At 42.1% G+C, this 24,436-nt stretch carries 15 protein-coding genes, 1 tRNA gene and 2 pseudogenes; all 18 read left to right on the top strand.

Translation table 11 applies throughout. The features are described 5' to 3' along the window. Nucleotide 1 precedes the first annotated feature (1 nt). The 18 genes and pseudogenes from lldR (at nt 2) to hutU (ending at nt 24,389) form a co-directional block, all read left to right on the top strand. Nucleotides 2-745, top strand: a complete 744-nt coding sequence (gene lldR, locus GWK51_RS09505) for a transcriptional regulator LldR (protein ID WP_100241451.1) — start codon at nt 2-4, stop codon at nt 743-745. Nucleotides 746-747: 2 nt separating this feature from the next. Next, entirely contained in the window at nt 748-1,902 is a 1,155-nt protein-coding gene (gene lldD / locus GWK51_RS09500; RefSeq protein ID WP_161933519.1) for an FMN-dependent L-lactate dehydrogenase LldD, read from the top strand. 192 nt (nt 1,903-2,094) lie between these two features. Continuing rightward, nucleotides 2,095-3,792 (top strand): D-lactate dehydrogenase, encoded by a 1,698-nt coding sequence (dld, locus tag GWK51_RS09495; RefSeq protein ID WP_161933518.1) that lies wholly within the window; start codon nt 2,095-2,097, stop codon nt 3,790-3,792. A 182-nt stretch (nt 3,793-3,974) separates the two neighbouring features. After that, on the top strand, nt 3,975-6,008 hold the full coding sequence (locus GWK51_RS09490; protein ID WP_161933517.1) for an NADPH-dependent 2,4-dienoyl-CoA reductase: 2,034 nt from the start codon (nt 3,975-3,977) through the stop codon (nt 6,006-6,008). 87 nt (nt 6,009-6,095) lie between these two features. Next, nucleotides 6,096-6,185, top strand: a tRNA-Ser gene (locus GWK51_RS09485). A 411-nt stretch (nt 6,186-6,596) separates the two neighbouring features. After that, a pseudogene (locus tag GWK51_RS16620) lies at nt 6,597-7,340 on the top strand (ESPR-type extended signal peptide-containing protein); the annotation flags it as partial. A 207-nt stretch (nt 7,341-7,547) separates the two neighbouring features. Further along, nucleotides 7,548-9,854, top strand: a pseudogene (locus GWK51_RS16470) (hypothetical protein); the annotation flags it as partial. A gap of 67 nt (nt 9,855-9,921) precedes the next feature. Continuing rightward, nucleotides 9,922-10,704: a trimeric autotransporter adhesin/peptidogylcan-associated protein TpgA gene (tpgA, locus tag GWK51_RS09465; RefSeq protein ID WP_161933516.1), complete on the top strand. Its 783-nt coding sequence runs from the start codon at nt 9,922-9,924 to the stop codon at nt 10,702-10,704. A 665-nt stretch (nt 10,705-11,369) separates the two neighbouring features. Continuing rightward, nucleotides 11,370-12,293 carry a LysR family transcriptional regulator gene (locus GWK51_RS09460; RefSeq protein WP_161933515.1) on the top strand — a complete coding sequence of 308 codons (924 nt, stop codon included), beginning with the start codon at nt 11,370-11,372 and terminating at the stop codon, nt 12,291-12,293. A 382-nt stretch (nt 12,294-12,675) separates the two neighbouring features. Then, entirely contained in the window at nt 12,676-13,431 is a 756-nt protein-coding gene (locus tag GWK51_RS09455; RefSeq protein WP_161933514.1) for a TorF family putative porin, read from the top strand. A gap of 527 nt (nt 13,432-13,958) precedes the next feature. After that, entirely contained in the window at nt 13,959-15,218 is a 1,260-nt protein-coding gene (locus GWK51_RS09450) for a Zn-dependent hydrolase (RefSeq protein WP_161933513.1), read from the top strand. A 76-nt stretch (nt 15,219-15,294) separates the two neighbouring features. Beyond that, a complete protein-coding gene (locus tag GWK51_RS09445; protein WP_161933512.1) occupies nt 15,295-16,695 on the top strand; it encodes an aminotransferase in 1,401 nt (466 codons plus the stop codon). A gap of 195 nt (nt 16,696-16,890) precedes the next feature. Then, nucleotides 16,891-18,306, top strand: a complete 1,416-nt coding sequence (locus GWK51_RS09440) for an aldehyde dehydrogenase family protein (RefSeq protein WP_161933511.1) — start codon at nt 16,891-16,893, stop codon at nt 18,304-18,306. A gap of 115 nt (nt 18,307-18,421) precedes the next feature. Further along, complete coding sequence (locus GWK51_RS09435) at nt 18,422-19,768, top strand: APC family permease (RefSeq protein WP_161933510.1); 1,347 nt, start codon at nt 18,422-18,424, stop codon at nt 19,766-19,768. A gap of 74 nt (nt 19,769-19,842) precedes the next feature. Beyond that, nucleotides 19,843-20,946, top strand: a complete 1,104-nt coding sequence (gene aguA / locus GWK51_RS09430) for an agmatine deiminase (RefSeq protein ID WP_161933509.1) — start codon at nt 19,843-19,845, stop codon at nt 20,944-20,946. Between the two features lie 198 nt (nt 20,947-21,144). Beyond that, nucleotides 21,145-21,897 (top strand): histidine utilization repressor, encoded by a 753-nt coding sequence (hutC, locus tag GWK51_RS09425; protein WP_161933508.1) that lies wholly within the window; start codon nt 21,145-21,147, stop codon nt 21,895-21,897. Continuing rightward, a complete protein-coding gene (locus GWK51_RS09420; protein WP_161933507.1) occupies nt 21,894-22,475 on the top strand; it encodes a HutD/Ves family protein in 582 nt (193 codons plus the stop codon). The genes hutC and GWK51_RS09420 overlap by 4 nt, the downstream gene beginning before the upstream one ends. A 237-nt stretch (nt 22,476-22,712) precedes the next feature. Beyond that, nucleotides 22,713-24,389, top strand: coding sequence for a urocanate hydratase (gene hutU / locus GWK51_RS09415; protein ID WP_161933506.1), 1,677 nt, complete (start codon nt 22,713-22,715; stop codon nt 24,387-24,389). Nucleotides 24,390-24,436: the final 47 nt, after the last annotated feature.

Raw genomic sequence — 24,436 nt, 5'->3', positions numbered from 1 at the left:
TATGAAAGTCTCCGACAGAGTTTTACAAAGTTTGCGTCATTTGATTGAGTCTCAACAAATGAAAGTCGGAGACCGTTTACCCGCTGAAAGAAAGTTGTGTGAGCAACTCGGTGTATCCCGTTCCTCTTTGCGTGAGGCTATTCAGCAATTGACCAGTCAGGGCATGCTGGTCAGCAAGGTGGGAGCGGGAACTTATTTACAGCAATTACCCAGCTCGTGGTCACAACACCAAATTGTGCAACCTCTGAGCGAGTTAATTGATGAGGATCCTGCCTATCGTTTTGATGTGCAGGAAGCTCGAATTATTTTGGAGGGTGGTACCGCTTGGCATGCAGCTTTGCGTGCTACCCCTGAAGATATTCAGCACATCCGTGATTGTTATGACCAAATCACTCACTTCCAGTCTTTGGGCGATGATGAGCAAGCTGCACGTGCCGATGCCAATTTTCATCTGGCAATTGCAGAAGCTTCGCACAATCTGGTGCTGATTCAAGTCATGCGTGGCGTGTTCGATCTGTTGCAATTTAACGTGGCATTAGGACGACGCAAAGTCTATTCCGAAGCCCATCGTTTTGACCAATTGCATGAACAGCATTTACAAGTGATTGATGCCATTGAGCGCCGAGACCCAGAAGCCGCACGCAAGGCTGTGTGTGGGCACATTGAGTTTGTAGTTCAGCAAGTACGTTCGATTGATGAGGAAGAAGCCCGTCGACAACGTTCGAGCCGTTTAAACAGGATATAACCATGATTATTTCTTCTGCAAATGATTATCGCGAAGCTGCGCGACGTCGTTTACCGCCATTCCTTTTCCACTACATTGATGGTGGGGCATATGCAGAATATACCCTGAAGCGAAATGTAGAAGATCTTTCGAAAGTTGCCTTAAGACAACGTGTTCTGAATGATATGTCAGCGTTGAGTCTTGAGACCAAACTGTTTGATGAAACCTTGTCGATGCCTGTGGCTTTATCGCCTGTGGGTTTAACGGGTATGTATGCACGTCGCGGTGAAGTGCAGGCGGCAGTTGCAGCAGATAAAAAAGGCATTCCATTTACGTTATCGACTGTGTCGGTGTGTCCAATTGAAGAAGTTGCACCTGCCATTCAACGTCCAATGTGGTTCCAGTTGTATGTGCTGCGTGACCGTGGCTTTATGCGCAATGCTTTAGAGCGTGCCAAAGCAGCAGGCTGTTCGACGCTGGTATTTACCGTAGATATGCCAGTACCCGGCGCGCGTTATCGTGATGCGCATTCAGGGATGAGTGGTCCTAATGCGGCAATGCGTCGTTATATGCAGTCTTGTTTCCACCCGCATTGGGCTTGGAATGTAGGCTTGATGGGACGTCCGCATGATTTGGGTAATATCTCTAAATACTTGGGCAAACCGACAGGTCTGGAAGATTATATCGGCTGGTTAGGCGCTAACTTCGACCCATCAATTTCATGGAAAGACCTGGAATGGATCCGTGAGTTCTGGGATGGTCCAATGGTGATCAAAGGGATTCTTGACCCTGAAGATGCCAAAGATGCCGTGCGTTTTGGTGCAGATGGTATTGTGGTGTCAAATCACGGTGGTCGTCAGCTCGATGGTGTTTTATCTTCTGCACGTGCCTTGCCGCCGATTGCCGATGCAGTGAAGGGTGATATTAAAATTTTGGCTGATTCAGGCATTCGTAATGGTCTAGACGTGGTGCGTATGCTGGCGATGGGTGCGGACACCTGTATGCTCGGTCGTGCTTTTGTTTACGCATTAGGTGCTGCGGGTGGAGCGGGTGTTTCAAATCTTTTAGAACTGATTGATAAAGAAATGCGTGTTGCCATGACTTTAACGGGTGCTAAAACCATTGCCGATATTACTGAGGATTGCTTGGTTCGTTTAGAGCGCGAATTGGTCGAGTGATTTTATTCTTAAAACAAGTGATTAACTGAGAAAAAATCCCTCCCAACCTCCCTTTTTAAAAGGGAGGGGCTGACTAATTTTGATTTGAGCTTGGCGCTTTAAACTACTTGCCTCTTTGGAAAAAGGGGCAAGTATCCAAAAAATTTCAATACATACGATTCCATATTCAAATTTGGGAGAGGAACATTCCTTATGCAACCCCATTCAGATTCACAGCAAACCATTCAAAAACTCATCGAGATTGTGGGTAAACAACACGTTTTAACGCAGGAAAGTGAAACACGCTTGTACCGCCAAGGACGTCGCTATGGTGCAGGGCAAGTGCTTGCAGTGGTGGTGCCGGGGACGTTACTGGAACAATGGCAAGTGTTACAAGCGGCTGTAGCTGCAGACTGTATTGTGATTATGCAAGCTGCCAATACAGGATTAACGGGTGGCTCAACGCCTTTTGGTGATGATTATGACCGACCTGTGGTACTGATGAGCACGCGACGTCTGGCAGGCATCCAAATTATCCGTGATGGGCAGCAAGTGATTTGTTTACCTGGGGCAACACTCGACCGTTTGGAAAAAGAGCTGGCGCCGTTTAATCGTGAACCGCATTCAGTAATTGGGTCTTCTTGCATCGGGGCATCAGTCTTAGGTGGGGTGTGTAATAACTCAGGTGGTGCGCTGGTACGTCGTGGTCCTGCATATACCGAATTGGCATTGTATGCGCGAGTGAATGAATCGGGGCAACTGGAACTGATTAACCATTTGGGTGTGGATTTGGGAAATACACCTGAAGAAATTCTATCACGCCTGCAAAATCAGCAATATCAAACGGGCGATGTGCAGCATAATCCAAGTTGTTGCGCTTCTGACCAGCGTTATGCGCATGACGTTAAACAGGTGGATGAAGCCACGCCAGCACGTTTTAATGCCGATCCATCGCGCTTGTTTGAAGCATCGGGTTCGGCAGGAAAAATCTGTGTATTTGCAGTTCGACTGGATACTTTTGAGAAGATCCCAAGTCAGGTGTTTTATGTTGGCACCAATACGCAGGATGATCTGACTGAAATTCGTCGTTTTCTCTTGACCGATTCACCGCGCTTACCGATTGCGGGTGAATATATTCACCGTGTGGCATATGACATTGGTGCAGAATACGGTAAAGATACCTTTGTCTTTATTGAAAAATTCGGGACAGCCAAAGTGCCTGCTGCTTTTGCCATGAAAGACAAAGTCGATGGCTATTTAGAAAAAGTCGGCATGAAAGGACTGTCGGATAAAGTTCTGCAATTGATCACCAAGTTTATGCCGAATCATTTGCCTGAACGCATGAACCAATTCCGTGATCTGTATGAACACCATTTGATTTTACGGATTGAAAATCAGGATGTAGAGCAAGTACAACAATTCCTCAGCAGCTATTTCACGCAGCGTGCGACGGGCGGTTTCTTCCATTGTACAGATGAGGAAGGTCGTAAAGCCTTTTTACATCGTTTTGCGGTTGCAGGTGCAGCCATTCGCTACCGTGATACCCATCGTAGTGAAGTGGAAGATATACTGGCGCTGGATATTGCTTTACGTCGTAATGACCGTGAATGGGTGGAAACCTTACCCAAAGAAATGGACGAGATGATCGTACATAAACTGTATTATGGTCATTTCTTATGTCATGTTTTCCATCAGGATTATATTGTTAAAAAAGGCGTTGATCCTTTGGCGATGGAGCATCAGATGTGGCATTTGCTGGATGATCGAGGTGCTGAGTATCCTGCGGAGCACAATGTCGGCCATTTATATGTGGCGAAGCCCGCCTTAAAACAGCACTATCAAAAACTAGACCCAACCAATAGCTTTAATGTCGGCATTGGGCAGACTTCGAAGTTAAAATACTGGAAGTAAATCCAACCGCTGATGGATCAGTTGTGATAAAAGTGTAGTCAACCCGCAATAGCGTTTGGCTACACTTTTTTTATTGGCTGATTATTTAGAGAATCAGCCACATACAGCCATAAACAAAATAAAAAATCACGTTAAAGTATTATGCAACAAGTTGCAAAGCTAATAAATTATAAGGATTCGCCATGACAACACCATATGCAAATATTTTGAAACCACTCCATCTGGGTTTTACCACCATTAAAAATCGTGTGGTGATGGGTTCTATGCATACGGGTTTAGAAGACCGTTTTTATAATTATCCCAAATTGGCTGCCTATTTTGGTGAACGAGCAAAAGGTGGAGTTGGACTGATTATTACTGGCGGGATTTCGCCAAATCGTCAGGGGTGGTTACTGCCTGCGGGTGGCACCATGAATAGCATTGGCGATATTGCCCCCCACCGTTTGGTGACCCATGCCGTGCATAAGCATGGCGCGAAAATTTTGATGCAAATTCTACATTCTGGACGCTATGGTTATCAGCCTTTTGTGGTATCTGCCAGCCCAATTAAATCGCCAATTTCACCATTTAAGCCACGTCAAATGAGTGAAAAACAGATTTTGAACACCATCGAAGACTATGCACATACCGCACATTTAGCCAAACTGGCGGGTTATGATGGTGTGGAAATTATGGGCTCTGAAGGTTATTTGCTGAATCAATTTTTGAGTCGACATGTCAATCAACGTAAAGATCGTTGGGGCGGTTCAATAGACAATCGTATGCGTTTGGCCGTGGAAATTGTTAAAGCCATGCGTCAAAAAGTCGGTGAAAAATTTATTATCTGTTTCCGTTTATCCATGTTGGATTTGGTCCATGATGGCAACACGATGCAAGAGGTGATTGCTGTTGCGCAGGCCTTAGAAAAAGCAGGCATTACTTTGCTGAATACGGGGATTGGCTGGCACGAAGCACGCATTCCAACTATTGTGACTTCGGTGCCGCGTGCAGCTTTTGCTGACTATACCGCAGAAGTGAAAAAGCATGTGACAGTGCCAGTGATTGCTTCCAACCGCATTAATATGCCTGAAACCGCCGAAGCCATTCTGGCGCAAGGCAAAGCTGATATGGTGCAGATGGCGCGTCCATTCTTGGCAGATCCATACTGGGTCAATAAAACCGCTACTAATCGAGTGGATGAAATTAATACCTGTATTGCCTGTAATCAGGCGTGTTTGGACCATACTTTTAAAAACCAGCGTGCAACCTGTTTGGTCAACCCACGTGCAGCATTTGAAACTGAATTGGTTTATGTCAAAACTGCAAAACCAAAACGGGTTGCTGTGGTGGGGGGCGGTGTGGCAGGCATGTCAGCCGCAACGGTAGCAGCAGAGCGTGGGCATCAAGTGACATTGTTTGAAGCCGGTCATGAAGTAGGTGGTCAATTTAATTTAGCCAAAGTCATTCCAGGCAAAGAAGAATTTCACGAAACCATCCGTTATTTTAAAGTGCAACTCGAAAAAACGGGTGTAGAGTTACGCTTAAACACCAAAGTGAACCAAGAACAATTGGAGCGTGAAGGTTTTGATGAAGTCATTGTTGCGACGGGTGTAGTACCACGTTCTTTAAAGATTCAGGGCAGTGATGCGCCCAATGTACTGTCTTATGCTGAAGTATTACGGGGTGCAGCAGTGGGTCATCGCGTTGCAGTGATTGGTGCAGGTGGTATTGGTTTTGATGTGTCAGAGTTTTTATTAAAACCGCCACATCAACCACAGCCACAACCTTTAGCGGATTGGAAGCGAGAATGGGGCGTTGATGCGGAAGCCAACTACATGACTGAAGGGGGTTTACAGCATCCTGAAGTGGAAGCCCCTGTGCGTGAAATTTATTTATTACAACGCAAAACCACGCCATTAGGAATTGGACTGGGGAAAACTTCGGGATGGGTGCACCGTGCACAATTGAAAAAGCATGCAGTGCGTATGTTACGTGGCGTGCAGTATAAAGCTGTGACTAGTGAAGGCTTATGGGTGGAAATGAACGGGCAAGACCAACTGCTCCGTGTCGATACGATTGTGGTATGTGCAGGGCAAGAGTCTGTCAAAGATTTGATGCCGCAACAAGGACAAGCGGCTTTAGCCAATTACCATATTATTGGCGGTGCAAAACTTGCAGCAGAGCTAGATGCGAAGCGTGCGATACGTGATGGTGCTGAAATTGCAGCCAAACTTTAAGGAATTGATGAAACAATATGCACTTGAATGCTTTAACACTATTTTTTACTTGTCTAAAATGAAAAAGCTTAGTATTCTTGCGCACATGGAAGCGTGGCAGAGCGGTTTAATGCACCGGTCTTGAAAACCGACGAGGGTGTGAGTCCTCCGTGAGTTCGAATCTCACCGCTTCCGCCAAATTCGAAAAGCCCCTGTGTAAATACTCAGGGGCTTTTTTTATGCCCAAAAATTTCTATTCAATATTTCATTTAAAACTCCATTAATTATTTGTTAATTTTATCTAATGATATTTTTTAGTTTTTATATTTAATTGTTGGCTTTAATTGTAATGATTCTTATTTTAAAAAATAATAAATATTTTCATATGGTTATATTGTTAATTATATTCTTTGGTAAATTTTTATATCACATTATTTTTAAAAAGTGAGATGTTTTATGATTAAAACCAGAGAAACGATAAATAAAATAAGTAAATAATTAAAAATGTGATTTACATCACTATTTATCGTCTATAAGATTGGCAAAAAATTACTCAAAGTTACAAAAAAGAGTAATTAAACATTTTTGTTTAATCTGGTACGTGATGATATGAATAAAGTATACAAGGTCGTTTGGAATGCATCTTTAGGCGCTTGGGTGGCGGTTTCAGAGATTGCGAAGGGGAAAACGAAAACAACATCGATCAGTAAATCAGTTAGTGCAATAACTGTTGCTGTTGCAGTAAGTTTTTCACCGAATGCATTTGCACAAACAGGTATTAATGGTGGGACAGGTAGTGGTACAGCAATTTCACAATGTAATGGTAGTAATCAAGCAAATGCTGTAACTCAATCAGACATTGCACTTGGTTGTAATGCATATGCCAATGGTACTCAAGGAACAGTTGCAATTGGGCAAGGAAGTTATGCTGTTGGCAAACAAACTACAGCAATAGGATCACAAGCACGAGCTACGGCCTCTCAAGCCGTAGCGATTGGTAATGATACTTCAGCGTCTGGGTGGGGGGCTATTGCAATTGGGGGAGATGATTTAGATGGATCTTCAGGTACAAGTAGATTCAGTCAATTTGTTATTAATAAAGGATTGAAATATCAGACTGCTAATGATTCAGTAGATCCCTTTGGTGTAGCTGGATCTTCCACAGGATATTTAAAAACACAAGCTAGTGGTTTTGGTTCTACAGCAATTGGTACTATGGCTATTGCTGCTGGTGGTAGCAACTCAAACGATGGGGGGGCGACTGCAATTGGTACGGTTGCTATTGCTCAAGCTAAAGATTCTTCAGCAATTGGTAGCTTATCTCATGCTTCTGTGGTAGGTAGTGTTGCTATTGGTGCATATAGTTATGCGAATACAGCAGCAGGGGCTATAGGCTATGTACCTATTGGTTCAACAGTTACAGCGACAAATGCTATTAATTCGACAACTAGTACTCTAGGTGCAATTAGTATTGGTGGAACGTCAGTTTTAGATGGTAAACAAAATTATCGACAAATCACTAATGTGGCGGCAGGAACAGCAAATAGTGATGCAGTTAATGTGGCACAGTTAAAAGCTACAGATGATGCTGCAGTTAAATACGATGATGCGACGACCAAAGACAAAGTGACTTTAGGTGGTGTAGGAGCGACTACAGCAGTTAGCTTAACCAATGTGAAAGCGGGTGCAGTTAACTCAACATCTACTGATGCGATCAATGGCAGCCAACTATTTAACACAGCGAACAATGTGAAGAATATTGTAGGTGGTACAACGACAATTGACGCAACAACAGGTGTGATCACAACCAGCAACATAGGTGGTACAGGATCGAACACGATCGATGGTGCAATCAGCAACGTTAAAGAAACAGCGACCAAAGCGAAAACGACAGTCACGGCAGGCAACAACGTTNGTTGTTACTCCAAGCACCAATGCGGATGGATCAAGCAACTATCAAGTCTCGACAGCACAAGAAGTTAGCTTTGATAAAGTGACTGTTGGTAATGTTGTGATTGACAAGAGCACCAATACAGTTCAAGGGTTGAGTAACAAGACTTGGAATGCTTCTAGCATTACCAGTGGTCAAGCTGCGACAGAAGACCAGCTTAAAACAGTCAGTGATGCCCAAAAAGCTACAGATGATGCTGCAGTTAAATACGATAATGTGAGCACCAAAGACAAAGTGACTTTAGGTGGTGTAGGAGCGACTACAGCAGTTAGCTTAACCAATGTGAAAGCGGGTGCAGTTAACTCAACATCTACTGATGCGATCAATGGTAGCCAACTATTTAACACAGCGAACAATGTGAAGAATATTGTAGGTGGTNGAGTAACAAGACCTGGAATGCTTCTAGCATTACCAGTGGTCAAGCTGCGACAGAAGACCAGCTTAAAACAGTAAGTGATGTACAAAAAGCTATACAAGAGGCTGTTGTATCTAGTCTTGGTGGTAATGCATCTGCCAATACTGATGGCTCAATTACAGGCTTAACATACAATATTGCTAAAGGCACACAATACACTGTAGGCGATGCTTTAAAAGCATTGGAAACTGTTATTACTGATGCGAATGATGCAGTTAATGCTGGATGGACACTTTCTGCAAACAGTAATACTGCAACGAATAAGCAAATTACACCAAATGGCAAAGTTAACTTTGTTGGAGACAGTAATTTAACTGTTGCTCAGACAAGTACAGCAGATAATGAAGGCAATATTCAATTAAGTCTAAATAAAAACCTGAATGTTGACAGTATTACCGCAGGTAACACAGTCCTAAGTACATCAGGTATTACATTAGGCTCTACAGTGAGTATTAGTAATTCAGGTTTAATTATTGCTGGTGGACCAAGTGTAACGACTACTGGAATTAATGCTGGTAATAAAGTCATTACCAATGTTGCAGATGGTCAAACTGCTACGGATGCTGTAAATAAAGGTCAATTGGATAGTGCGGTGGGTACGTTGACAAACAATGTAACTGCACTGTCAGATAGCGCTGTACAGTATGATAAAAACACTGATGGCTCAACAAATAAAGACTCAATTACGCTTGCCGGTGGAACTAATGGGACAAAAATTACCAATGTTGCTGATGGTAATGTCACAGCAGGTTCAAAAGATGCAGTGAATGGTGGTCAACTAGCGGCAGTTCAGGAAGATTTACAAAGCCAAATTACAGCGAACTCTACCGATATTACTAATATTAAGAATGAAATTAACACAGGTGCTGTTGGACTTGTAAAACAAGCAAGTTCGGATGCTGAAATCACTGTTGCTAAAGATAGTGGTGGTACTAAGGTTAATGTATCTGGACAGTCGGGTGATCGAGTAATTACAGGTGTTGCAAGTGGTTCAGTGAGTGCTTCATCTACAGATGCTGTTAATGGCGCACAGTTGAACACATCGAATCAATATATTGTGAGTTCATTAGGTGGCGGAGCGGGTTATGACAATATCACGCAAAGTTTTACTGCTCCAAGCTATAAGGTTGGAGAAAGCTCGTATAACAATGTTGGTGATGCAGTTACTGCATTAAATGATGCTGATACAGCGCTAGGCAATCGAATCAACAACTTAGGTGATCAATTACAGCAAGCCTTTTATAGTACCAATGAACGTATTAATAGCGTTGAAAAGAGAGCCAATGCAGGTATTGCGGCAGCAATGGCAATGGAAGCAGCGCCATACATTTCAGGTAAATATACCTATGCAGCAGGTGCATCTTATCACGGTGGTGAAAATGCGATTGGTGTAACCCTTCGTAAAACTGCTGACAATGGACGCTGGTCAGTCACAGGTGGTTTTGCAGCGGCTTCACAGGGGGATCCTAGTGTTCGTATTGGTATCAGTGGCGTAATTGATTAATTTTTAATGAGTATAGTAAGGAAGATGTATTCATTTTCCTTACTTGTTCTCGGCGAGTAATAATATGAAGACTATCGTAAAAGCATGTTTAATGGGGATGTTCTCAAGCTTTATTATGTTGAGTCATGCAGCAGAACCTATTGATCAAGAAGAAATTAAATTTCCAGAAATAAAAAAGAGTTATTTGAAACAAGTACAACGTTATGAATACGATAATGTTTCACGTTTAGAAGTCGGGCTGACTAAAGATCAAATCAGGCATGTGCTTGGAGATCCGCATTTCAGTGAAGGCTTATTTGCAGTAAAAACGTGGAATTATATTTTAGATATTCGTTTACCAAACACTCAGAATTATGAGCGCTGCCAATTAAGAATTGATTTTGATAATAAGTATATCGCTGATCGTTTAGCTTGGAAGGGGCAAGTCTGCCAAGGATTAATGTCACAGCCTACGAATATGCAAGGATCTCCTGCAACAGCATTGTTAACCCAAAACTCTGCGAGTGTATTTTTTGCATTTGACCGTACAGATATCAATGGAATTGATCAACAGCAAACCTCAATTGCGGATATCGCAAATGCTATAGCATCTTCTGCTCCTGCACATAATATTGTAGTTTCAGGTTATGCAGATCGGTTAGGTGGTTTTGCTTATAACCAGCAACTTTCTGCGCAGCGAGCAAATACTGTTGCAAAGCTATTGATTCATGAAGGAATTCAGGCAAGTCGAATTAATATTGAAGTAGTTGGAAAAACAGATATTTATCAAGAATGTAGTGCAAATCAGCACAATAGTGCATTGATCAAGTGCCTAGCTCCCAATCGAAGAGTCAATATTCAATGGTGAGTTGTAACTTAAGCATCGGCATGTAACTTTAAATAAAAGGCTTGTTCAATACTGAACAAGCCTTTTAATTGAATATTACTAATTTTTAAATGGGCATTTATAACGTTGTGTAGACAAATCGATACATTATAAAATAGAAGTATATAAACTTTATCTGATGATTAATTGGCACTCATTCGCCACCCTTAAATGGCTCTCGTATCTCTCCATAAAAAAGTTAAATTAGCAGCATAGGGCAGAGTTCCATGCTTCTAAAGGTCTGAAGGGGAGGACCCATCTCTTCAGACCTTGTTTTATTTCCAATATGCAGTTTCTAAAAATCACTAAATTTAAAAGAATTCACATAAAAAAATTGAGCGGGTTAATTCTAGGATTCCCTGTTTGATGAACGCGTGACAATAGCCCTGATAACTCTTGCCCATAGAGAACAATTTCCTTTTAAAAACATATCGATCTACAAATAAGTCTCTTGAGTGTTAATGTTCATAGAGTCATATATTGAGAAATTTGTATTCTGCTTTTTGATCAGCTATTCCAAAGAGCTTGGTGCAATATGGGATTATAATTTTGCTCTGCAACCCAAGCCAAAAAGAGGCAGTGAGTCCTTGGTAATTTTGCTATGATCAGCAGGGACGTTGTGAGATTGCATCATCAGGGAGGACAGCATGAGATCAAATGTTTTGCTAGACAAATGTAATTGGTCTTTGCTGCGTATCTTTCGGGTCATCGTTCAAGAAGGTAGCTTAAATAAAGCAGCGGTCAAATTGTTCTTAACCCAGTCTGCCATAAGCCAAAGTTTAAAAAGATTGGAAGAACAAATTGGCGACACACTCATTATCCGAACAGGGGGGAAATTTTATTTAACCGCTACGGGTGAAATTGTGTTTGAAGCCAGTATGATGATTTATAGTCAATTACTGGATTATGAAGAGCGTTTAAATACCGAGAAAAACAGCTTATCGGGCACCATTAAACTGTTGGTGTTAAGTCGTATTGAATCCAGACGCTATGATCAGTTACTGCATGATTTTCATCAGAAATATCCATTGGTGGATTTTCAGGTCGACGTATTAAAAAGCAAGGAAATTCAGCAGTTGTTACTGCAAAAAATTCCTGCACTTGGAATAGGAATTAATCAAGTTTTACATCCTAAATTAAACTATCACACTTTAATTAATCAAAAATATGCGTTGTTTTGTAGTGAGAAGCACGCGCTATATACAGAAGATATTCAAAGCATTGATCAAATTAAGGGGCATGGGTTTATTTCTTTTCAAAGTGAACAATTAAATAATCCCAGCTCACCATTAAATGAAGTGCGAGAAACGATTTTAAAAAATAATAAATTACTGGTCACCACCAATAATATGGATGAAGTGATTCGTTTTATTAAAAGTGGCATTGGTATTGGTTTGTTGCCTAAAAATATTATAGAAAAAAATGAAAATTATCATTTATTTAAACAACTGCCACCCTTTCCTTATGTTTCTATTATTCCGATTTCATTGGCATGGCATAAAGACCGAGAGTTGTCCTTAGTCGAGCAATATTTTATCAATGAACTCAGAAGTGTATTTGCTGCGCATTAATCGAAGCATAATGAGTAACATTTGAAGATAAAATCAGTGCTCATCAATTTTTGATGATCTTTTTTTATACTTGAAAATGAATTCTTGCACTAGCGTTGCTAGAGTCATCGCAATCTAGTCCCTGAAATAAATACGGCTAACATATTGATAAATATCTCCTTAAAATACAATTAAGCGTATTGACGGCTTAGAAAAAAAGCCTGATTGGACTCAGCATGGTGCTCTTAAATATGGGCTTTATTTATATGATATTGGCTCATTTCCTCATCATTTTTTTACCAAAATGGTTCCTGTGGTTTTGTTGAAATTGGTTCTATGTTTTTGAAAAAAAAGACACAGAATAAAAAAGCAAAATAAAAATCATGGAATTGATTGGAATAAAATGATGAAAAACAAGCTTGTATATGGTTTATTGGCAGCACTCGCAGTTTCACAAGCGCAGGCAGAGACAGCTGAAGAACCGACTTTCCTGAATAGTTTCTCCAGCAGCGGTAGCATGGCTTTACTAACAGATTACTATTCACGAGGCTATTCACAGAATCAGGGTAATCCAGCCGTACAAGGCTTTTTCAGGCTAGAGCATACGTCGGGGTTATATGCACAACTGTTCGCTTCCAATATCGATTTAGATATTGGCAGTAGCCTAGAGTTGGATTATTACTTGGGTTATGACTACTTGGTGAATGATCACTTCAAGTTGAATGTCCAGTATTTGGATGTGAACTATCCTGGCGCAGATAAAAGCATACCAAACCCAGATTATGAGGAATATTCCGTCAGTGCGATTGGGATGGGCTTGCTTAAAGAAGAAGATGAGCTGAATTTATCGTTCTATTATTCACCTGAATATTCCTTCCAGACAGGTAAGGAGTTGCGCTACGAATTGAGTTATCTGTATCCAATTGCTGGAAACTGGGGTGCTTATGCCCAAGTTGGTTATAACCAATTCTCCAGCAAGGATGCTTATGCGGTGCTGTGGGCAACTGATCAAAAAGATGCTTATAGCGATTATAAAATTGGTGGAAATTATAGCTACAACGACTTTATTTTTGACTTGTATTATGTTGATTCTAATATGAATAAAGATATTGATAATGCAGATGATGCAGTGATTTTTAGCATCACCAAAGAGTTTTAATCACGGCATCATGATTTAAAAGTCGAATGTAGAAATTAAACAAGGATTACGCTGGAATATTCAGGGTAATCCTTTTTTAATGAGAAATTTATGAGGTTCATCAAGGGTTTTATTATGTTGAGCTAGCTAGATATGCAGTATCTGTGATTGATATGAGCTTAAAATATCAGCATTTTAAATTGGATATGCACCATTTTGTAACAATTGGAATATCGATCTAAATTTATCCAGAGATGTTTTTAAATGTTTCAGTGGTGAATTTTACTCCATTTTTAATTTTCAGATATTTCAGTTGTTTGAATAATTTTGAATGTCACGTTTATCTATTTTACTTTGGTTTATCAGATTATTTCTTTAGCATGCGCTAAGCGTACAAGTGTTATTCAATTTAAGGGTATTAGTTTTTCTAATGTCGTGCTTAAAAATATATCGCTTGTTGCTGTTCGGTTTTTTTTCTAGAGTGAATTTACGAAATTAGGTGTCATGTATGACACATAAAAGTATTTATAAAATGGATGTTCTAGTAAATGAAAGCGAATGCGGAACGGTTGTGGCAAATGCTGATGGAAATGGCAAAAATTGGCGCAACAGATAAAGGTGGCAACACACGCTTGGCGTTATCTGATGAAGATGTTGCTGGGCGTTCCTTGTTAATTGAATGGGCAAAAAAGATCAATCTTTCAATTCATTATGATGAAATTGGAAACCTGATTTTAAGACGTGCAGGTCTTTCTGCAACCGCGCTACCAATCGTGATGGGCAGCCATTTGGATACTCAGCCTAAAGGTGGTCGTTTTGATGGTATCTATGGCGTATTGGCGGGTTTGGAAGTCTTGCAGCGTTTGAGCGAAGAAGAGATTAAGACTTACCATCCGTTGGAAGTGGTGGTGTGGACCAATGAAGAAGGTGCACGTTTTACCCCAGCGATGATGGGTTCTGCAGTATTTACAGGCTTGTTGTCTAAGCAAAAAGTGTATGAAAGTACAGATAAGCAGGGTGTGACGGTTTATTCCGAACTACAACGTACAGGTCAATTGGGCGAAACGCCTTTGGCGCGTCCGTTTAAGGCTTATTACGAAGCGCACATTGAACAAGGTCCTGTTTTGGAACAGAACCATGTGGCGATTGGTGTGGTGACTGGTGGGCAAGCGATTCTCTGGTTAGATGTTGAAACCAAAGGTAAAGCAGCACATGCGGGCACAACCCCAATGTCGATGCGTAAAGATACCATGGTGGGTTCGGCAGCGATGATTGTGGAATTGGAACAAAACATTCGTAAACGCTTCCCTGAAGGCTTGGTGACTTTTGGTGAAATGCAGGTGGCAAACTCATCGCGTAATACCATTCCAGGTCAAATTCAATGGACCATTGATTTACGTAATCCGAATGATGCGGCATTGAAAGAGATGGAAGTGGAAACACGTAAAATTCTACAGACGCTTGCCGAACATCATGATTTAGACATCAGCATTTCGGAACATTGGTTCAGCCCAGCGACTTATTTTGATGCGGCTTGTGTTGAGACTGTTCAAAAAGCGGTAGATGGTTTGGGCTATTCCAATCAGAAAATCGTCAGTGGTGCAGGACATGATGCAATTAATATTGCCAAGCACTGTCCAACCACCATGATTTTTATTCCATGTATTGATGGTTTAAGTCATAACGAAGCCGAAGATGTCTATGCGCTAGATGCGGCTCAAGGTGCAGATGTGCTGTTAAATGCCATCCTGAATTATGACGCCATGCAGGCAGAAACCAGCGAAACTCACTGCGCGCAAGCAGTTTAAACAGCAAGATGAACGAATAAACCGTAGAATGCAGCCGCCAGGATTGGTGTGCAGCAAAGCGTAAGGAAGGAAACGTATGAACTCTAAATTACCCGTAGAAGTTGATATTCAAGATATTTGGCAAAAAGACAAAGACCATGTGATTCATCCATGGACAGATTTCACCACATTTAAAGAAGAAGGTTCTTTAATTATGGCGAAAGGTGAAAATGTCTTTGTTTATGATGCACATGGCAATAAATACCTCGATGGTATTGGTGGTTTGTGGTGTGTCAACGTGGGTTATGGTCGTCAAGAAATTGCGGATGCGGTTTCTGCACAGATCATGGAACTTCCATACTTCTCACCATTTGGTCATCAAACTACAGCACCAGCAGCAAAATTAGCTGCAAAACTGGCTGAACATGCACCAGAAGGCTTAAATCATGTGTTCTTTGGTTGTGGCGGTTCGGTAGCAAATGACACGGCAGTGCGTTTAATTCACCATTATTTCCATCAAATTGGTCAACCTTCTAAGAAAAAATTGATTGCGCGTAAAGATGCGTATCACGGCAGTACGTATATCAGTATGAGTCTGACAGGCATTGAAGCAGATCATATTGGTTTTGAAATTCACAACCAGTTGGTGCATCACGTTTCATGTCCGAATCCATACCGTAAGCCTGAATCGCAATCGATGGAAGATTTCTGTAATGAAAAAGTACAGGAACTAGAAGATACGATTTTAGAATTGGGTCCAGACAATGTCGCAGCCTTCTTTGCTGAGCCAATTATGGGTGCGGGTGGTGTAATTGTACCGCCTGAAGGTTACCACGCGAAAACTTTAGCAGTGTGTAAGAAATACAACGTGTTGTATGTATCGGATGAAGTTGTGACTGCATTTGGTCGTTTAGGACATATGTTTGCTTCTGAAGAAGTGTTCGGCATTGTTCCAGACATCATTACCTGTGCTAAAGGCTTATCTTCAGGTTATTTACCTTTGGGTGCGACCATTATTTCTGATGAAATTTATGAAGCCATCAGCAAACCGCATCATAAGGGTGGCTTATTGACGCATGGCTTTACTTATTCAGGTCACCCTGTAAGTTGTGTGGCAGCACTGAAAAACATTGAAATCATTGAGCGTGAAAAGATTTGTGAGCACGTGCAAGATGTTGGCGTGTATTTTGAAGAGCAGTTAAAAACCTTAGCTGACTTGGAAATTGTCGGTCAGGTGCGCGGTAAGAAATTCATGATGTGTATTGAAAACTTGCGCAACAAAGAAACCAAAGAGTTGTTTGATGGTTCAGTGGGTGTGGGTAAACGTATCGCGAATCACTGCCAAAAGCTCGGCTTGATTGTACGCCCAGTCGGACACATGAATGTGTTGTCTCCACCGTTAATTTTAACGCGTGAACAGGTTGATTTTGCAGTGAAAACCTTACGTCATGCGATTCAAAATACCATTCAAGAGTTAAAAGCTGAAGGTCATTTATAAGTTTTCACTGTCATTCACTAGCGTACAGCCTGATTCACCAGAATCAGGTTGCTCGGAAGTTGTCAGCCTGAGCAACAGGTTGTGGCAGAAAAAAAGATTAAAAATAGTCAAAAGCAAAATGGAACAATAGTTGTGCTGTGCGGATGAGACTGTATCAGTCTTGAAAAATGCCATCATGCTAAAGCGAGTAGGAAGATGAAAAATTATATCAATGGACAATGGGCTGCAACGACAGGTTCTACCGAGATTGCGGTGATCAATCCGCGTAGTGAACAAGCACTCGCGCATTTCATTGCAGCTTCTACCCATGATGTGGATGCTGCGGTTGAAGCAGCAAATCAAGCTTTGGCAAGCTGGAGCAATACCAGTGCAGCAGAACGTGCAGCATGGCTGAATAAAATTGCAGATGCGATTGAACAGTCTAAAGATAAACTGGTAGAACTGTCCCATCACAACAATGGCAAGTCGATCAGTCAAGCCAAAGTCGATGTTGATAACAGCATTAAATGCTACCGCTACTATGCGGATTTAGTGCAGAAATTTGCCTTTAGTAAAACCAGTCAAACTGATCACGGCACGGAACTCACTCATCAGCAAAACCCAGTGGGTGTAGTGGCATTAATTACCCCGTGGAATTTTCCTTTAATTACCAGTGCATGGAAAATTGCCCCTGCATTGGCAGCGGGCTGTACCTTGGTATTTAAACCTTCTGAACTGGTGCCCTTACCAGAACTCGAATTCATCAAACTGCTCAATCAAATTGATTTCCCGCAAGGCGTATTTAATTTGGTCTTGGGGGATGCCGTTGCAGCTGAACATCTCGTACGTCATCCAGAGGTACAGAAAGTCTCTTTCACCGGCAGTACCGAAATTGGTATTCAAGTGATGCAAGCTGCTGCAAGTTCAGTCAAACGTGTGACCCTAGAACTGGGCGGAAAATCGGCATTCTTGGTATTAGATGATGCCGATCTTGATGATGCTGTGGAAAAAGCCGTGGGCGGCATGTTCTATAACGCAGGTCAAATGTGTTCTGCCATGTCGCGTGTGTTGGTGCATGAATCAATTGCTGAACCGTTCTATCAAAAACTAAAGCAAGCCACAGAATCCATTTTATTGGGTCAAGAAGCCGATGGTCAGTTCAGCATGGGGCCAATGACCACGCACAAACAATTCAAAAAAGTGCATGAATATTTAGCCATTGCAGAGCAAGAACAACTGACCGCATTGATTGATGCGGAAAACATTCAATGTCCTGCACAAGGGTTCTATATTCGTCCGCAAATTTATATCAATGTTCCGACAGACAGCCGTCTGTGGAAAGAAGAAATTTTTGGTCCAGTCATGTGCTGCCGTACTTTTAAAACTGAAGATGAAGCTGTCGCGGTAGCAAATGATTCGGAATTTGGCTTGGCGGCAACCATTATGACCGGATCAGTCGATCACGGTAAAACCATCGCGAAACGACTCCGTGCGGGTCATATCTGGATTAACTCTTTTCAAATGATTCATCCAAGTTCTTTATGGGGTGGCTTTAAAAAGAGTGGCACTGGGCGTGAGCTGGGTGAATCGGGTATGCAAAGCTATTTAGAGGAAAACGTCATTACGATTTAGATGTAGTTTTAAGGGTTATTGAAAAGGAAAAGGACGTCTTTTTCAGTAAGTGTGTTGTTCGGTGGAACACCGATTGCACGAAAAAAAGTGCTTGCATTGCTACAGGAGTAAAAGCATGGAAGGCGAGAATAAACACAGGAGTCTCTCCCTTTGGCAAGTGGTTGTCATTGGGGTTGCCTATATGGCACCAGCAACGGTATTTGATACCTTCGGCATTATTTCAAGGGTCACCAATGGTCAAGTACCATTAGCTTATTTGCTGGCACTGGTTGCCATGCTGTTAACCGCATTCAGCTATGCGCGTTTTAGTCGATTGTCACCCAAAGAAGGTTCGGCTTATACCTATACCACTGAAACCTGCGGTAAAACCATGGGCTTTTTTGTGGGGTGGTGTTCATTACTAGATTATATGTTGCTACCGCTGATCAATGCGTTGTTGGCTGGGTTCTATTTAAACTCCATCTTCCCAGATGTGTCTTATACCACTTGGGTGCTGATCATGGTGGGATTGGTGACCCTGATTAACAGCTTCCGCATTAATATTTTAGCCAATTTCAGTTTTGTTTTTGTCCTCGCGACTTTGGTGATGATGTTGGTCTTTATCTATCTAGTCGTGACGGGTATTGGAAGCACGCAAGGTTATAGTCAGGTAATGACGGTAAAGCCGATGTTTAATGGCGATCCAGAACTGGCAACACTGGTCGCGGGTGTATCGTTGGTTTGTTTCTCTTACTTGGGCTTTGATGCGGTCTCGACTTTGGCGCATGAAACCAAGAATCCAACCAAAACCATTCCCAAAGCGATTATTTGGACGACGGTGTTGGGTGGTGCGATTTTCATTACCGTATCTTGGTTCGTTACTTTACAGTTTCCGACCTTGGCGCAATTTAAAAATCCAGATGAAGCTTTGCCTGAAATTGCCTTGATTGTCGGCGGTGCAGCATTTCAGACCCAATTATTAACCGTACAAATTATGAATGCCTTTGCATCGGGTTTAGCAACGCATGCCAGTGCTTCGCGCCTGATTCATATTATGGGACGTGATGGCATATTCAATAAACGCGTTTTTGGATCGGTCAGTAGCAAACTAGGCACTCCGCTGTATTCAATTATCTTTGTCGGATTAATTTCCCTGCTGGCTATTTATGTCGATTTGGCAATGGTGGTGAGTTTTGTCAGCTTTGGTGCGCTGATAGCCTTTACCATGGTGAATTTCTCGGTATTTATGAAATTCTACGTGATCCGAAAGGAACGTTCAGGCTTGAAGAATCTGTTTATGAATCTGTTTTTACCCCTCGCATCGGTACTTTCCTTGCTGGGGTTATGGATCAATCTGGAAATGTCAGCACTAGAGTTTGGTGGGGTCTGGTTATGTGTAGGAGTGGTCTTGGTGGTGTACAAGAAAATTAAAAAGCAGCCGATTTCTTTAGGCTCACCTGCGGAAGAAGTTTCAAACGGTTAAACAAGTGTCAGTGAACGACTTTAATTCACTAAAGCAAAAATTTGGAAACATGCAAGATTAAAGAGAGTGGAAAAATGGAACTTGTGGTAGAAAAGCAACACACAGTGAAATCGCCTAAGCAACAAGGTTATAGCATGCCAGGTGAATGGGCAGCGCAAGAAGCCGTTTGGATGATTTGGCCATACCGTACCGATAACTGGCGTGACAATGCGCAACCAGCACAGCAAGCCTTTGCGCAAGTTGCGGCAGCCATTGCACAAAAGACGCCTGTCTTTATGGCGGTACCTGTTTCAGAAATGGAAAAGGCACGTCAGATCATGCCTGCTGAAGTCACTTTGTATGCCATGGAAAGTGATGATGCATGGACGCGTGATACTGGTCCATCAATTGTGAAAAATGCACAAGGTGAACGGATCGGTATTGATTGGATTTTCAATGCGTGGGGCGGAGAAAATGGCGGTCTATATTTCCCGTGGGATCAAGATCAGTTGATTGCCAAACAAATTTCTGCAATGCATGAACTCGATACTTATTCAGCACCTTTGGTTTTAGAAGGTGGTTCGATTCATGTCGATGGTGAAGGTACGTTGCTCACCACAGCAGAATGCCTGTTGAACCCAAATCGTAATCCTGATTTAACTCAAGACGAAATTGAAGAAATTCTGCAAGAATGCTTAGGCGTGACCAATTTCATCTGGTTGCCTGAAGGTGTCTTCAACGATGAAACTGATGGGCATGTCGATAACATGTGCTGTTTTGTTCGTCCAGGTGAAGTGGCATTACACTGGACTGATGATGAAACTGATCCACAATATGCACGTTCTATGGCGGCATTGAAGGTTCTGGAAAATACAGTGGATGCACAAGGTCGTCGTTTGAAAGTCTGGAAATTACCAGCACCGGGTCCACTTTATGCGCGTGAAAATGAAACCCACGATGTGCAAAAAGGCAATGCGATTGAGCGTGTTGAAGGCAATCGTTTGGCAGGTTCGTATGTGAACTATTTGATCAGTAACCAGCAGATTATTTTCCCGTTATTCGATGAAAGCACGGATCAACAAGCACAGGCATTGTTCCAGCAAATGTACCCTGACTATTTAATTACAGGTGTGTCTGCACGTGAAATTTTGTTGGGTGGTGGCAATATTCACTGTATTACTCAGCAAATTCCTGCTTAATATTTTTGGGGATATCCTCCAGCAGTAAGCCCAAAAAGCCATGCATCAGCATGGCTTTTTTGTGTATGGATATGAAGTAAGGACAAAACTTTTGATCAATTTGCATATTTAAAAATGCGCTATTTGTATGAACTTGTATATACAAATATGTATAGGGTAAGATAAGATAAATTTGATTATTTTGTATGGGTTTAGCAAATGCCAAGAGGGAAAACACAACACGATTTGGAGTTATCTTTAGAAGACGATAGTCCGGTGCCATTGTATTTACGTGTCAAACAAATGATTTCACAGAAAATTTATGAAGGCACATGGGCAGTCAATAAAAAGATTCCTTCTGAAAGTGAATTGGTGAATTTGCTGGGCTGTAGTCGTATGACCGTGAATCGCGCCTTACGTGAACTGACCACCGAAGGTTTACTGGTTCGAATTCAAGGCGTAGGTTCTTTTGTTGCCGAAGGTCAGGGACGCACCGCTTTATTTCAAATTAACAATATTGCGGATGAGATTATTGCCCGCAACCACAAGCACCATGCCGAAGTGTTGGTGCTGGAACAAATCCAAGCCAATCCTGAACAAAGTCTGTTGATGCAGGTGCGAGAAGGGCAGAAACTTTTTCACTCGATTATTGTGCATTATGAAAATAATGTGCCTGTACAGATTGAAGACCGTTTGGTCGATCCGAACATTATTTCCGATTATCTCAGCCAAGATTTTACTAAAATTACCCCGAATGCTTATTTAATGTCGAAAGCCCCGGTGACGGAAGGTGAGCATGTGGTCACGGCCATTCAAGCCTCTGCACAAGAATGTAAATGGTTAAAAATCAACAAAACTGAACCTTGTTTACTGATTCGCCGTCGCACATGGTCGAATAAACAACTGATTTCTAGTGCCAGACTGATTTATCCGGGCAGCCGTTATTATTTGGAAGGTAAATTTACCCCATGATTGAGTTGCTGACACTCAGCGACTACCGAAAAATGCGCTGGAAAAATGGAGCAGGCTATACCTTAGAACTGGCACGCAGCGCAGGGGACGATCTGGCTGAATTTGACTGGCGCATTTCTATGGCGGATGTCACTACGTCGGGTGCATTTTCTCCTTTTCATGGCATGCAGCGCATACTGACAGTATTAGAGGGCGAAGGTATTGCCCTACAGGTGAATGGAAAAAGTCATACCCTTCGAAGCTTGCAGTCGCTTCCTTTTAGTGGAGACAGTACGGTCAGTTGTGAATTATTGGCAGGTCCCATCCGTGACTTTAATTTAATCTATCAGCCCGAGCACTATGCTGTCCGCTATCAATGGATCGTTAGTCATCAAGCGACTGAATTTTTTTCCTCGGCAGATATCCTCTTCATTTTTAACTCAAGTACGGAAATGCTAGACATCAGGATAGAGGGTGAACTTTTCCAGCTTGAGCAACAACACAGCCTCTATCTACATTCTCATCAAAATGTGAAACATCTCCTATTCCCAAGCTCAAGGTTAAGACAATGTTGTCTGATTGAACTCACCAAAATCTAATTTTAACCTGTGTCATTGAAACACATACAATTTGTAGTTGTATGTGTTTTTTTATTGCTATTAATAAATAAAATTATCAAAAACATATAGTTATTAATTTTTAATAAAAAATATAAAAAAGCATCTTTTCAATCATTTTGTTTTGTGTAGTATATGGATGTATATACAAGTTAGTACATCATTGTACAGATAAGGCAGATCCGATCTGCTGAAAAAATTAAAGGAAGGAGTCCGATCGTGACAGCAGCAACAACAAAATTTCGCGATGTAGAAATTCGCGCACCACGTGGTACACAACTGAATGCGAAAAGCTGGTTAACTGAAGCACCACTGCGCATGCTCATGAATAACCTTGACCCAGATGTTGCAGAAAATCCAAAAGAACTCGTGGTTTATGGTGGTATTGGTCGTGCTGCGCGTAACTGGGAATGTTTCGATAAAATCGTTGAAACTTTAAAAAATTTAGAAATCGATGAAACTTTATTGGTGCAATCTGGCAAACCAGTCGGCGTATTTAAAACCCATAAAGATGCACCACGTGTTTTGATTGCTAACTCAAACTTAGTGCCACACTGGGGCAACTGGGAACACTTTAACGAACTCGATGCCAAAGGCTTGGCGATGTACGGTCAAATGACCGCAGGTTCGTGGATCTATATCGGTAGCCAAGGCATTGTACAAGGTACCTATGAAACCTTTGTAGAAGCAGGCCGTCAGCATTACAACGGTGACTTAACTGGTCGTTGGGTGTTAACTGCTGGTTTAGGTGGTATGGGTGGTGCACAACCTTTGGCGGCAACATTGGCCGGTGCATGTTCACTGAATATCGAATGCCAACAAGCAAGTATTGATTTCCGTTTACGTACCCGTTATGTCGATGAACAAGCGACTGACCTTGATGATGCTTTAGCGCGTATTGAGAAATACACCAAAGAAGGCAAAGCCATTTCAATTGCACTGCATGGCAATGCTGCAGAAATTTTACCTGAATTGGTTCGCCGTGGTGTGCATCCAGATATGGTGACGGATCAAACCAGTGCGCATGACCCACTGAATGGTTATTTACCAATTGGCTGGACGTGGGAAGAATATCGCCAACGTGCGAAAACAGAGCCTGAAGTTGTGGTGAAAGCAGCCAAACAATCGATGGCAAAACACGTACAAGCGATGTTGGATTTCCAAAAAATGGGCGTACCAACTTTTGACTATGGCAACAACATTCGTCAAATGGCGCAAGATGAAGGCGTAGAGAATGCCTTTGATTTCCCAGGCTTCGTTCCAGCGTACATTCGTCCATTGTTCTGCCGTGGTGTCGGTCCATTCCGTTGGGCGGCACTTTCAGGTGATCCAGAAGACATCTATAAAACTGATGCTAAAGTCAAAGAATTGATTCCAGATGATGAACATTTACATCGCTGGTTAGACATGGCGCGTGAACGCATCAGTTTCCAAGGTTTACCAGCGCGAATTTGTTGGGTGGGTCTAGGCTTGCGTGCAAAACTGGGTCTGGCATTTAACGAAATGGTGCGTTCGGGTGAATTATCTGCACCAATCGTGATTGGTCGTGACCATTTAGACTCAGGTTCGGTGGCAAGTCCAAACCGTGAAACAGAATCGATGCAAGATGGTTCAGATGCCGTATCGGATTGGCCATTATTGAATGCTCTGTTAAATACGGCGGGTGGTGCAACTTGGGTATCTTTACATCACGGTGGTGGTGTGGGTATGGGCTTCTCTCAACACTCTGGCGTGGTGATTGTCTGTGATGGTACGGATGAAGCAGCAGCACGTATTGCACGTGTATTGACCAATGATCCAGCAACTGGCGTGATGCGTCATGCAGATGCAGGATATGAGATTGCAATCGACTGCGCAAAAGAGCAAGGTTTACACTTGCCAATGATCACCAAATAACATCATTTACGGACATTGATTACGGTGCTGTTGATCAAGCAATTCCA

This window comes from Acinetobacter kanungonis, assembly GCF_009939195.1.
GTDB lineage: Bacteria > Pseudomonadota > Gammaproteobacteria > Pseudomonadales > Moraxellaceae > Acinetobacter > Acinetobacter kanungonis.
This window is presented reverse-complemented; position numbering and strand designations above follow the sequence as displayed.

Bases quoted from the DNA above. Each gene is read 5' to 3' on its own strand.
- lldR (WP_100241451.1), top strand. From the start codon at position 2: ATGAAAGTCTCCGACAGAGTTTTACAAAGTTTGCGTCATTTGATTGAG.
- lldD (WP_161933519.1), top strand. From the start codon at position 748: ATGATTATTTCTTCTGCAAATGATTATCGCGAAGCTGCGCGACGTCGT.
- dld (WP_161933518.1), top strand. From the start codon at position 2,095: ATGCAACCCCATTCAGATTCACAGCAAACCATTCAAAAACTCATCGAG.
- GWK51_RS09490 (WP_161933517.1), top strand. From the start codon at position 3,975: ATGACAACACCATATGCAAATATTTTGAAACCACTCCATCTGGGTTTT.
- tpgA (WP_161933516.1), top strand. From the start codon at position 9,922: ATGAAGACTATCGTAAAAGCATGTTTAATGGGGATGTTCTCAAGCTTT.
- GWK51_RS09460 (WP_161933515.1), top strand. From the start codon at position 11,370: ATGAGATCAAATGTTTTGCTAGACAAATGTAATTGGTCTTTGCTGCGT.
- GWK51_RS09455 (WP_161933514.1), top strand. From the start codon at position 12,676: ATGATGAAAAACAAGCTTGTATATGGTTTATTGGCAGCACTCGCAGTT.
- GWK51_RS09450 (WP_161933513.1), top strand. From the start codon at position 13,959: ATGAAAGCGAATGCGGAACGGTTGTGGCAAATGCTGATGGAAATGGCA.
- GWK51_RS09445 (WP_161933512.1), top strand. From the start codon at position 15,295: ATGAACTCTAAATTACCCGTAGAAGTTGATATTCAAGATATTTGGCAA.
- GWK51_RS09440 (WP_161933511.1), top strand. From the start codon at position 16,891: ATGAAAAATTATATCAATGGACAATGGGCTGCAACGACAGGTTCTACC.
- GWK51_RS09435 (WP_161933510.1), top strand. From the start codon at position 18,422: ATGGAAGGCGAGAATAAACACAGGAGTCTCTCCCTTTGGCAAGTGGTT.
- aguA (WP_161933509.1), top strand. From the start codon at position 19,843: ATGGAACTTGTGGTAGAAAAGCAACACACAGTGAAATCGCCTAAGCAA.
- hutC (WP_161933508.1), top strand. From the start codon at position 21,145: ATGCCAAGAGGGAAAACACAACACGATTTGGAGTTATCTTTAGAAGAC.
- GWK51_RS09420 (WP_161933507.1), top strand. From the start codon at position 21,894: ATGATTGAGTTGCTGACACTCAGCGACTACCGAAAAATGCGCTGGAAA.